Annotated in this window: 6 protein-coding genes; 4 read left to right on the top strand and 2 right to left on the bottom strand. The window is 52.8% G+C overall.

Annotation, left to right across the window (positions count from 1 at the left end; genetic code table 11):
* The first annotated feature begins 18 nt into the window (after positions 1-18).
* The gene (locus KOR42_RS17525; protein WP_146511147.1) at positions 19-342 is read left to right on the top strand and encodes a hypothetical protein; all 324 of its coding nucleotides are present in this window, start codon (positions 19-21) and stop codon (positions 340-342) included.
* Between the two features lie 149 nt (positions 343-491).
* Here the strand turns inward: KOR42_RS17525 and KOR42_RS17520 are convergent, their stop codons facing one another.
* Positions 492-3,302, bottom strand: a complete 2,811-nt coding sequence (locus KOR42_RS17520) for a hypothetical protein (protein ID WP_146511146.1) — start codon at positions 3,300-3,302, stop codon at positions 492-494.
* A gap of 532 nt (positions 3,303-3,834) precedes the next feature.
* Here KOR42_RS17520 and topA point away from each other — a divergent pair.
* From topA to KOR42_RS17505, 3 genes are all read left to right on the top strand, one after another.
* A complete protein-coding gene (topA, locus tag KOR42_RS17515; RefSeq protein WP_146511145.1) occupies positions 3,835-6,540 on the top strand; it encodes a type I DNA topoisomerase in 2,706 nt (901 codons plus the stop codon).
* Positions 6,541-6,672: 132 nt separating this feature from the next.
* Positions 6,673-7,239: a YqgE/AlgH family protein gene (locus KOR42_RS17510; protein WP_146511144.1), complete on the top strand. Its 567-nt coding sequence runs from the start codon at positions 6,673-6,675 to the stop codon at positions 7,237-7,239.
* A gap of 122 nt (positions 7,240-7,361) precedes the next feature.
* Complete coding sequence (locus tag KOR42_RS17505) at positions 7,362-10,415, top strand: DUF7133 domain-containing protein (protein ID WP_146511143.1); 3,054 nt, start codon at positions 7,362-7,364, stop codon at positions 10,413-10,415.
* 35 nt (positions 10,416-10,450) lie between these two features.
* On the opposite strand, the gene ribA is transcribed toward KOR42_RS17505, so the two are convergent.
* Entirely contained in the window at positions 10,451-11,689 is a 1,239-nt protein-coding gene (ribA, locus tag KOR42_RS17500; RefSeq protein WP_146511142.1) for a GTP cyclohydrolase II, read from the bottom strand.
* Between the last annotated feature and the right edge of the window lie 18 nt (positions 11,690-11,707).

Genomic DNA, 11,707 nt, shown 5'->3' with positions numbered 1-11,707 from the left:
TTTGCACAGGAGTCCGCTATGAAGTCGCCATCCCCGAAAAAACTTGCCCAAAGTTGGAAAGCTAGCGCCGTTGCTGGTTTAGGACTGGCGGGTGTTGGACTTGCTGCTGCCGTGATCGTCCTCTACCAAATCGTTCCCATGATTTCGGTCGGAAAGATCCCGAACGCCTCATTCCTCACACTTGCCATTGAATCGACCGTTTCAATCGTTTTGATTGGAGCCGGTTTCGCGCTGATGGTCGCATCCGCCGACCCTTTCGAGGAGTTCGATTTTCCTGCTCCCTCAACGCGGCCAACTGCTTCTTCATCGTATGTTTACAAAGATCCGCAGGAGCAAGCGTAGCACTCATTGAATGAAACACGTCGCATCGAGCACGCGGGAATGAACAACGTGCTCAGGCTATGAATCAAAATGAAAGCCTGACTGATTGACTCAGTCAGGCTTTCATTTTGAACAGTTACTCGCGTGACGAGAAACCACTGACGATGATATTATTCGCCAGCGTTGACTTCCGGGTCGGAAGAGTAGAGCTGAACATCGTACTTGTTCCACAGCATGGCGCTGATGTCTTCGGCGTACTCGCTTAACAACTCCCGTCCGAGAGCCATGTAGCTGAACTGGAATCCCTGGTCGAGAAACTCTTTCCGCATGGCATCCATCTTCTCTGCGGTTGATTCGTTACTGCCTTCGACCTGAACGATGTAAATCGCACTGTCGTCATCATTGGGAACCACTCCGACTTCCGATGGAGTGAGTTCTTCGAACACCATCTCGAAGAATCGTTCGCCAGCATCCGGAGCAGCAGCGACGACTGAACGCCGAGGCTGTGCTTGTTGCTGCATACCGGTCGAGGGAGCAAAGCCCTGCGTCATCCAGGAAAATTCTCCAGTGGTTTTGACAGTCAGGAAGAGGTTGTCTCCGTCGTTAGTCACTCGCTCATCGCTAAGTGCTTCGACCATCGGCTTGTCGGACTTGCGAACAATCTCAGCGAGTTCTTCAGCACGTTCTTTCGCCAACGGCAATGCCTTCATCTTTTTCCAGGCATCGATCACCTGTGCTCGAAGATTCGGCTCGTCTTTCAGCGATTCCGGTGGATAGGCTGGTTTCTCGCTGAATTTCCAGAATACGTATTCACTGCCGGTGAACAGGTTTCTCGCCTGCTGTGGTCGCAACCGATCAGATGACGATGTGCTGAACAGAACGACTGGAACTTCCTGAAAACGCAAAGCTGGGACGAACCCGGAACCGATCGGATAATCTTCCGACTCTCGCAATTCCTGAGCGGACATAAACGGAGTCTCGATGTATTCGAGATCGTTTTCTGCTGCGTACTTTTTGATTTGCTCGGTTGCCTCTTCGAGTGAAATGAACCCTTCTTCGATCACCTCTCCGAAAGCGACATTTCGTCCCAATTCTGCAACGAACTGTTGAGCAGCTGTCATTCGCTTTTGAATTTCAGCAACTGTTCGTTCACGAAGAATGGTGTCACGAATTTCGAGTTTCAGCTGTTCGGTCAACTCGCGAGTATCAGACTCAGGAGCTGGGGGAACGGGGTCTTCTTCGGCCGGAGCTTCTTCCGTGGAAGTCTCTTCCGAAGCACCTTCCGATTCTTCGGACTTCATCTCAGGCTTGTCGTCCGCAGAACTCTCATCAGATGCGGTCTCATCTGCATTCGCTGGCTCTTCCGATGGAACAGTCAGCGGTGCTGGATCTTCAGACTTCTCAACCGGTTGTTCTTCTGATTTTTCCGGAGCTGGCTCTGATTCAGCAGCTGGACTTTCGTCGGCTGGGCTGGTTTCTGTCGCTTCTTCAGCAGATGGTTCATCGCTGCTGGGAGCGTCTTCGCTGTCGGAAGATTGCTCAGTCGAACCCTCTTCCTGATACGCAACAAACTGAAGGTCATCGAAAGTCTTCAGCAGAGCTTCTGGTTCACCTTCCGCCTCTTCTGAACTTCCTTCTTCTGAACCTTCTGATTCAGGACTTTCTGACTCTGAACTTTCGCCTTCGGGAGTCTCTGATTCCGAAGTCTCGGTTTCCTGAGGACTTTCCGCTTCCGGAGCAGGTTCTTCTTTTGGAGTCTCTGTTTCAGCAGGCGATTCCGCTTCCGGGGCAGGTTCCGGTTCCGAAGGTGCATCCGGTTGAGCAGCTTCTTCTTCGGATTCCATCGCTGGGGAGTCGTCGGCGTCTTCCTGAGGAATCAGAACAGGAGCTTCATTCAACAATGGGTCCCGGAGGAGTCCTTCGTTGCCGATTCCAAGCGGTGACTCTACCTCGTCCTCGGGAACCGCTCGCATGTACTCTTCTTCGTAGCGGGCTTGAATCTCTTCATCGGTCACTTCGCCGACGGTCGCTTCGATTTGGTCATGAATCGCTTCGAGGTAAGCGACGCGGACTCGTCGAGGCTGATAGAAACCGGGACGTCCTTCACTGAGTCGACCATCCGGAGTCATCCCCGGGAAATTAGTGCGATATTCCAGAAAGAAGCTTTCGATTTCCGCATCGGTGGGGTCAGCGATTTGTTTTTGGAACTCACTGACAGGAATCGACGCGACCTGCGCGGATTTCTGAAGGTTGAGCTTCTGATAGAACTCCCAGAAGTTCTGGGGAGTCAATTGATTTTGCTGATAGAGAAGGACCAGCGCCTGTCGGCCTCGAATTTCTTTTTTCAGAACATCAAGGAGTTCCTGTTCGGTTACTCCGAGGTCTTGACGGATCTCGGTAAAGACTGCGGATGTCATTTTGTTATCGGTCATCTGATTGATGTACTCGGTCACCACTTGATCGGTGACATCGATGTGCATCGAATCTGCTTCCATCCGGAGGGCTTCGCCGAGAACGACTTCCCGTTCTGTGGTGTTGGCTCCGCCGAAGGAGAACTGCATCATCCGTTGCTGGAATTCGAATTCCTGCAAGTCCGGATTCGTTCGAACGATGGCCATCTGCACGAACTGATTCGCCAGATTGCGTTCCCGCATCAGATCGATCAGTTCTTTACGGGTGAGATCGCTGCCATTCATGACGACGGCGTTGGATTCTCTTCCGGACCAGATCATGAAGACTGCAATCAGCGCCCCCAGAATCACTCCGGTCACTCCCCAGTCCGACGACTTTCCTCGGCTGAGACCCAGAAGCCAGCCGATTCCACCGGCAATCGCGGCAAGAAAAACAACAATCAGCGGCGTTGGAATTTCTCGCGGGTCACTGATCGCACCCAGCAAGACAAAAGAAATCATCGCCAATCCTGTGGTGACGACCATCAGAATTCGTTGATTTCGACGAAAAATGGAAAAGGGAGAACTCATCCGTGTACCTTCTCAAAAGGTCTCAGTTCGTAGCAAATGTCTGAGATTTTCAAACACTCATTTGGGCCTGGATTCACTATGAATTCCGTCTTCCCGACCCCGTACTCTCTTGACAATCCCTCAAATGATTCCCTAATGACTTGACGCGGAGAACCATTGAGGCGAATCCCGTGGAAGATCTCAGATGCCAAGATTCAACACGGTGACTCCATCTCTGGACATCCGTGCCTTTGAGTTGAAAGGACTGTAACAAACCGCTCATTTTAGCTGGGAGCTTGGCTGTGACAAGCCCAGTCCATCCCTCCGATTTTTACCAAAGTCAATCGTATACTTACACTTTCGTCAGTCATGTCGTGACGGGTGAGAACGGTCAATCGGGTTCCGGCATGGAGCTTTTCACGGGTCGTATTCGAACAGCAAACTCAACTCAGAATGTCATCAGTCAATCCGGTGCGTGAGATCACTCACAGCGACCGCGAACGTGCAACTGGGCTCACACCAAACTGAACACACTTCACCAACCGGAACGCGAATGGTCGCTTCAAAAAAGAAGAAAAAAGGACTGGTCATTGTCGAATCCCCGGCAAAGGCACGAAAGATTGCCGGATTCCTGGGGTCCGACTACGAAGTCCGAGCCAGCATGGGACATGTCCGCGATCTGCCCGAAAAAGCGGCCGACATCCCGGAAGCTTTCAAAAAAGAAGCGTGGACACGACTTGGAGTGAATGTCGAAGACAAATTCGCTCCGCTTTATGTAGTCTCGCCAGCTAAGAAGAAAGTCGTCAAAGAACTGAAGGCACTTCTGAAAGATGCTGAAGAGCTGATCATCGCGACGGACGAAGACCGCGAAGGGGAAAGCATCGGCTGGCATCTCGTCGATATTCTCCAGCCAAAGGTTCCGGTCAAACGGATGACATTCTCCGAGATCACCAAGAAGGCGATTCTCGAAGCCCTCCAGTCGACCCGCGAGATTGACATGAATCTCGTCGAAGCCCAGGAAACGCGCCGCGTTCTTGACAGGCTTTACGGATACACCCTCTCGCCACTTCTCTGGACAAAAGTGCGTCGCGGCCTTTCAGCCGGGCGAGTTCAGAGTGTTGCAGTCCGAGTCCTTGTCCAACGAGAACTCGAACGTCGAGCATTCCGAAGCGGAACCTACTGGGACCTCAAAGCGTTTCTCGACACCGATCAAAAAGAGACGATCGAAGCGATGCTCTGGTCGGTCGGCGGACAACGAATCGCCACCGGAAAAGACTTTGACGAACACACCGGACGCATCAAAGATGGGTCCAAGGTCTTGTTGATGGAAGAACAAGCGACGCGCGATCTTCACTCACGTTTGCTCAACGAGAAATGGTCCGTCAGCAACGTTGAACATCGAACGCAAACCCGCAAGCCCCCTGCTCCGTTCACGACGAGTACCCTGCAACAGGAAGCGAACCGAAAACTCGGACTCTCTGCCCGAGAAACAATGCAGGTCGCCCAACGTCTTTATGAAGACGGAAACATTACTTACATGCGTACCGATAGCGTGACCCTCTCGCAAGAGGCAGTCACCGCGACACGGAACCGCATTGAAGACAATTACGGGCAAAATTACCTCAGCTCGAGTGTTCGCCAGTACTCCAACAAAACGAAGAATGCCCAGGAGGCTCACGAAGCGATTCGTCCTGCCGGAACGGAAATGAAAACGGCCGACGAGCTCAAACTGTCGGGACGAGAATCGAAACTCTACGATATGATCTGGAAGCGAACGATCGCGACACAGATGGCCGAAGCTCAACTGAGATTCGATACCGTGACCATCCAGGCAGGCGATGCGGAGTTTCGAGCGACGGGACGAAAAGTTCTCTTTCCCGGTTATTTTCGAGCGTATGTGGAAGGCTCCGATGATCCGGAAGCAGCCCTCGAAGATCAGGATGCGACACTTCCGGACCTCAAGGAAGGGACCGGTCTTTCTTGCACGGAGATTGAACCTCTCTCACACGAAACCAAACCGCCAGCCCGATTCACGGAAGCTTCGATCGTTCGCAAGCTCGAAGAAGAAGGAGTCGGTCGACCGAGTACGTACGCGAGCATTATCGGCACGATTCAGGACCGTGGATACGTCCGCAAAGTCGGCAACCAACTTGTTCCGACATTCACCGCTCTGGCAGTGAATCAACTCCTCGAGAACTACTTCCCGAAGATTGTTGATCTTCAATTCACTGCCCAGATGGAGCAGGATCTCGATGACATCTCAAACGGTGAAGCGGACAAAATCCCGTACCTTGAGAAATTCTACTCCGGCGATGACGGTCTGAATCAGCAAGTCGAATCGAAGAAGGAACAGATTGATCCTCGCGAAGTCTGCACCTTGAAACTCGACTCGCTCTCGTCAGCTGTCCGAGTCGGTCGATACGGTCCGTTTCTGGAAGCGGACGATGACGAAGGCGAGCCGGTCAATGCATCTCTTCCCGATGACATCGCTCCCGCGGACCTTGATGACGAAACAGCCCAAAAGCTGATTGAGCTGAAGAAGCAAGGTCCGCAGTCCATCGGAATGCACCCCGAAGAGGGACTTCCGATTTACGTGCTGACGGGCCCGTTCGGCCCCTATTTGCAACTCGGCGAAGTTGTCGAAGACGGACCGAAACCAAAACGCGTTTCGATTCCGAAGAATATCGATCCGACTTCGATCGAACTCGACAAAGCGATTGACCTGATCTCACTTCCTCGACGACTGGGGCATCACCCGGAAGACAATCGCGTCGTGAACGCGGGAATCGGTCGCTTTGGTCCGTATGTTCAACATGCTGGGAAGTACAAATCGCTCGGCAAGGAAGACGACGTTCTGACGATCGAACTCGATCGAGCTGTCGAACTTCTGAAACTCGCGAAGACCCGCTCTGCCCCAACGCCCATCCGCGAACTCGGCACACATCCCGAAAGTGAAGAAGCCGTCGCGATCTTCGAAGGCCGCTACGGTCCTTATGTGAAACTTGGGAAGATCAACGCGACGATCCCCAAGGACAAAGATCCACAATCGATCACGCTGGCTGAAGCTGTTGAACTGATCAACGAAAAGGCTGCCAAGACTGGCAAGAAGGTCGGGAAGAAGAAGGCCACCAAAAAGAAAGCTGCCAAGAAAAAGAAAGCAACAAAGAAGAAAGCCGCGAAAAAGAAGACTGTTAAGAAGAAGGGAACGAAGAAGAAAGCAGCCAAGAGCGAATCGGCGGACGAAGAGTCATCATCCTGACGGACTTTGCAGAGTCGGAGAACTCCCCGCTTCAGAAACCTCGATCTGTGGAAGGGGTCTATTCGCCTTCCCGGACTCCGGGTATAATCCGACCGATCTCATATTGAGTGCACTTCAATCGAATTTTGACGAATGACAGAATCACTGCGAGGAAAATTCCTGGTCTCCGGGCCTCGACTGCGCGACGAGAATTTCTTCAAATCCGTCGTGCTGATCGTGGAGCATGGGGAAGAAGGAGCGATGGGCCTCGTGATCAATCACCCGTCATCGGTCACTGTCGCTCACGCTCTTCAGGAACATCTTGATCTTCCGGAAACACAGGATCTCGTTTACGTCGGAGGACCTGTTGAACCGGCCGCTTTGTTCGTCGTTCATAACTCGCCCGCTTTGGATCCCACCGAGTCTCCGGTGATCCCTGATGTCTTCATGGGCAGCAGTGCAGAAGTTTTCGAACGGATCCTGACGGTAAGCATGGAACCTGAACATGAACTCGTTTATCGAGTTTATGGAGGATGCTCCGGCTGGGGTCCCGGCCAACTCGAAGGTGAACTCGAACGCGGCGACTGGTTGACAATCGATGCGGACTCGAACTTCGTTTACACTGAAGATCCCTATTCCGTTTGGGATCAGTTGATTGCCAAAACATTCCACTCGAATCGGCTTCACTCCACTCAGTGTGACCACCCGGACTGGAACTAAATCAATCTTCGATTCAGGCTTCGTGAACTCCCAAGATCTGTGACACACCGCGCTCGCAAACCCTCTCCCATCCCAATACCAACTTCGCCACGTTGGTCTCACACCGACTCAGATAACCTCTTATGTTTGAATTCCACAAGCTGTCGTCGTTGACGAATTCCAATGGATTAGGTTCGTACATCCTCACTCTGATCAGTGTATGGACACTCTCTGCGACTCCCTCACCTTCCGTTGCAGCGGCTGAAAATCTGGTACTCGGACAACCAGCGAAGGCCAAGTCGACACAACCTTCGCACGACCCCGGACACGCCGTCGATGGCAATCTTCAGTCACGATGGTGCGCGAACGGATCTCAAAAGAACGAGTGGTGGGAAGTTGAGCTTGCGGAAACCGAGACCATCGACGCAGTCCGCATCCTCTGGGAGCAGAAGACCACCGCTTATCGATATCGCGTTGAGTCCTCCCAAAACGGGAACGACTGGACAACACTTGTCGATCGCTCAGAAAACACCACGGAAACGGGACTCGCAACCCATCAGTTCGAGCCGGTCGAAGCGAATCGAATTCGTGTCACCTTCCTCGGATCGAATTCCGGAGGATGGGGAAGCATCCGCGAATTCGCAGCTTACTCCGGAACCCCACCGGCGGAGTTCGAACTTGTTGAGTCAACGACCAACGTCACTCTTGCCGATGTGACTGCTCCTGAAGGATTCAACGTCCGTCTCTTCGGCGTTCCTCCGGAAATCAATTATCCTGTGTGCCTGTCGGCCGACTATTCCGGAGACGTTTTCATCGGCGTTGACGAACAGGGATCACTCGGGAAAGAAGCCGGACGCGGAAGAGTTCTTCGCGGACGAGACACAAACGGAGACGGAACAGCCGACGAAGTTCAGATGTTTGCCAAGATGGATCACCCGCGCGGTCTCTTCTATGACGACGGTTCGCTGTGGGTTCTGCATCCCCCGTTTCTGACCGTGTTTCATGACCGCAACGGAGACGGAACAGCTGACGAACAGCAAACGCTGATCGAAGGGATCAGCACCGATTTCGTCAACAAGCGCGGAGCGGATCATACGACCAACGGAATCCGCATGGGAATCGACGGCTGGCTCTATATCGCTGTTGGCGACTTTGGGTTCACTCAAGCGATTGGAGCCGATGGAACAGAACTCTCGCGTCGCGGAGGAGGAATTGTTCGAGTCCGCCCGGATGGTTCCGAGATGGAAATCTATTGCTGGGGATTGAGAAACATCCTCGATGTCTCAATCGATCCCTTCATGAACATCTTCACTCGCGACAACACCAACGACGGCGGCGAGTGGAACGTTCGGCTTTCACACATCCTGCAGTCTGCGGAGTTCGGTTATCCCTCACTCTTCATGAACTACACCGACGAAATTATGCCGCCTCTCGCGGACTACGGCGGAGGCTCTGGCTGTGGAACGTTTTTCCTCCACGATGCTCAATGGCCTGAGAATTACAACAACACTCTCTACACATGCGACTGGGGACGCAGCGAAGTCTTTCTGCACAATCTCCCAGAAAGTGGCCCCACATACCTTCCGCACCAGCAGTCATTCTTGCGAATCCCCCGCCCGACGGACATCGACATTGATGCCGCTGGCCGGATGTATGTCAGCAGCTGGAAGAATGGAAACTTTGCCTATGACGGCCCCGATGTCGGGTTTGTCGCTCAGATCACCCCTGATGGACTCCAACCGGTCACACTTCCGGACTTGAAAACTCTTGGTGATGAGAAGCTTGTTGCTCAACTTCGTGCAGAAAACATGAAACAGCGTTTGTATGCACAAAGAGAGATTCTCCGCCGAACAGAAAATACAAAACTCGCCACGCTGCTCTCGGATCTCATGAACGATCCAGAAGGGCAGGACTACGCACGTGTTGCTGCACTCTATACGCTCAAACAATTTCATGGAGTCGAAAGTCATCCCGAACTACTCGAAGCGTTGGCCGATCCACTTCTTCGCGAACACGCTCTTCGTGCTCTCACGGATCGCCGTACTGAGTTGGATGGCGTGACGAGTGCAGACATCATTCCTTACCTGAGTGATCCATCTCCTCGCGTTGTTGCACAGGCCATCATCAGCCTCGGTCGTCTCGGTGATGCATCGATTGCAGAGAATTTGATTCCCTTGACCGTTCGACAATCTGACACGCCTCGTGCCACTGCTCACAACGTCGCCGATGCTGATGCTGTCATTCCGCACCTGGCCATCCGATCGTTGGTGAATCTGCAGGCGGGCGAAGCGTGCATTCAGGCGCTCGATACTCCTTACCGGGAGGGAGCAATTCAGGCTTTGCGATGGATGCACAATCCATTGGTTGTGAAAGAACTCATCAAGCGCCTTGAACAGGCTTCTGACCAACAGGAAGCGAACGAACTCCTTTCGATTCTTGTTCGTCTCTATCATCGTGAAGGAGATTACAAAGAAGGTTGGTGGGGGACTCGTCCTGATCGAACCGGCCCGTATTACGATCGCCAACCCTGGGAAGAGACGTCACGGATCGAAGACGCCATCGTTTCGCACTATCAGTCCGCTGATGAGATCGGAAAAGAACGTCTCCTTGGGGAAATGATCCGGCACCGCGTTCACCCCAGCCAGCTTCCGAAATCACTCTTCGAAGATCACAAGCAAACCGAATCAAACCAGCCGATCGCAATTCCCACTGTCGATCCTGACAATCCCAACCAAATCGCCAACATGACGTTTGAAGAGGTGCGAGAACGCGCTCTCAACGCGGAAGGGAACGTCAAACGGGGACGACGCATTTTCCTTCAACAATCCTGCATCGCCTGTCACACTTATACAGAGGGGCAGGATCCCAAGGGGCCGCACCTGGCTGACATTGGAAAGCGGTACACTCGCGAGCAACTCGTTGAATCGATTCTGAAACCGAGTGCCAAGATCGCACAGGGATTCGATACCTATTCCTTCATCACGACAGAAGGAAAGATCTACTCGGGATTCATTGTGGGACGCAGTGCAGAAGAAGTGAAGCTGCGGCAGGCGAATGGACTTTCACAAACGATTCTTCAGAACGAAATCGAAGAACAGGTCCAAAGAACGGAATCGATGATGCCACAAGGGATCGTCAATAACCTTACCCCCGAAGAGCTCGCTCACCTTCTCGCGTTTCTGGAACAACTGAAATAGGCTCGCTGGTCGGCAGTTTCACCTCTCGCTGAGCACTACTGATTGCTCGGCGGGAGGATGTGTCCCATTTTTTCTCTCTTTGCCTGCATGTATCGCTCTCGATGAGCATGAGGCGGGGCAACCAGCGGGACCTGTTCGACAACTCGCAGATCGACCCAGTTCTCGAACGCTTCAGTCTTCTTGGGATTGTTGGTCAGAATCCGCACCTGCTTCAGCCCAAGATCTTTGAGAATCTGAAGACCGACCATGTAGTCTCGCAAGTCGGCTTTGAATCCCAGTCGATGGTTCGCTTCAACGGTGTCGAAACCCTGATCCTGGAGCTGATACGCCTTCAATTTTGCGGTCAACCCGATGCCTCGTCCTTCCTGCGGAAGATAAACGACAGCCCCGCATCCCTCCTCGACAATCATCTGCATCGCAATATGCAGTTGGTCTCCGCAATCGCATCGGAGTGAGCCCAGAATGTCTCCTGTGAAACAGGAGGAGTGCATCCGCACCAGAGGAGCCTCAACCGACGTCAAATCTCCCCAGACAATGGCAATCGGTTCCTGATCTTCGTGGTCCACTTTGTAAGCGATGAACTTCGGCGTTCCGTAGTCTTCAGTCGGAATCTCAACCTCCGCTTCGCGATGAATCAGGTTCTCGCGAATTCGTCGGTGCTGGATAATCTCAGCGATCGAGATAATTGGAATGTCATGTTCTTTCGAAAACTCTTCGAGCTCTTCGATTCCAGCCATTCCGAAACCTCGTTGGCTGCAAATTTCGATAATACAGCCGACGGGGTGCAAACCAGCCATTTTCAAGAGATCGATTGAAGCTTCCGTGTGACCAGCCCGTCGCAGGACTCCCCCTTCACGTGCAAGCAGCGGATTGACGTGGCCCGGCTTCACGAAATCGTTCTTCTGCGAATCCGGATCGGCCAGTGCATTGAGCGTGAGCGAACGGCTCTCTGCGCTGACTCCTGTGCCGGAGTCTTTGTGATCGACGAGCATCAGAAACGGCGTCTGATGTGATGACGTGTTCGATTCGGCATCGACAATCGGATTGAGCTGAAGTCTCTCTGCAACATCCTGCGTCAACGGAGCACAAAGCACGCCCGCAGCCCGACGCATCATGAAATCGACTTTTTCAGGCGTCATGAACTGGGCTGCGCAAAGCAGGTCGCCTTCGTTCTCACGATCTTTTGCATCGAGAACAATGACCATTTTCCCTTCTTGCAGACGTTGCAGAATGAGATCCAGATTGCGTCGGCTGGTGCTCTCGGGAGTTGTCATTGGAATGCTTTGCCTTAA

This window comes from Thalassoglobus neptunius, assembly GCF_007859735.1.
In the GTDB taxonomy this organism is placed as follows: domain Bacteria; phylum Planctomycetota; class Planctomycetia; order Planctomycetales; family Planctomycetaceae; genus Thalassoglobus; species Thalassoglobus neptunius.
Note: the sequence above shows the minus strand (reverse complement) of the source record. Positions and strands in the feature narration are given on the sequence as shown.

Excerpts from the sequence above, each read along its gene's own strand:
- KOR42_RS17525 (WP_146511147.1), top strand. The coding sequence starts at position 19 with ATGAAGTCGCCATCCCCGAAAAAACTTGCCCAAAGTTGGAAAGCTAGC.
- KOR42_RS17520 (WP_146511146.1), bottom strand. The coding sequence starts at position 3,302 with ATGAGTTCTCCCTTTTCCATTTTTCGTCGAAATCAACGAATTCTGATG.
- topA (WP_146511145.1), top strand. The coding sequence starts at position 3,835 with ATGGTCGCTTCAAAAAAGAAGAAAAAAGGACTGGTCATTGTCGAATCC.
- KOR42_RS17510 (WP_146511144.1), top strand. The coding sequence starts at position 6,673 with ATGACAGAATCACTGCGAGGAAAATTCCTGGTCTCCGGGCCTCGACTG.
- KOR42_RS17505 (WP_146511143.1), top strand. The coding sequence starts at position 7,362 with ATGTTTGAATTCCACAAGCTGTCGTCGTTGACGAATTCCAATGGATTA.
- ribA (WP_146511142.1), bottom strand. The coding sequence starts at position 11,689 with ATGACAACTCCCGAGAGCACCAGCCGACGCAATCTGGATCTCATTCTG.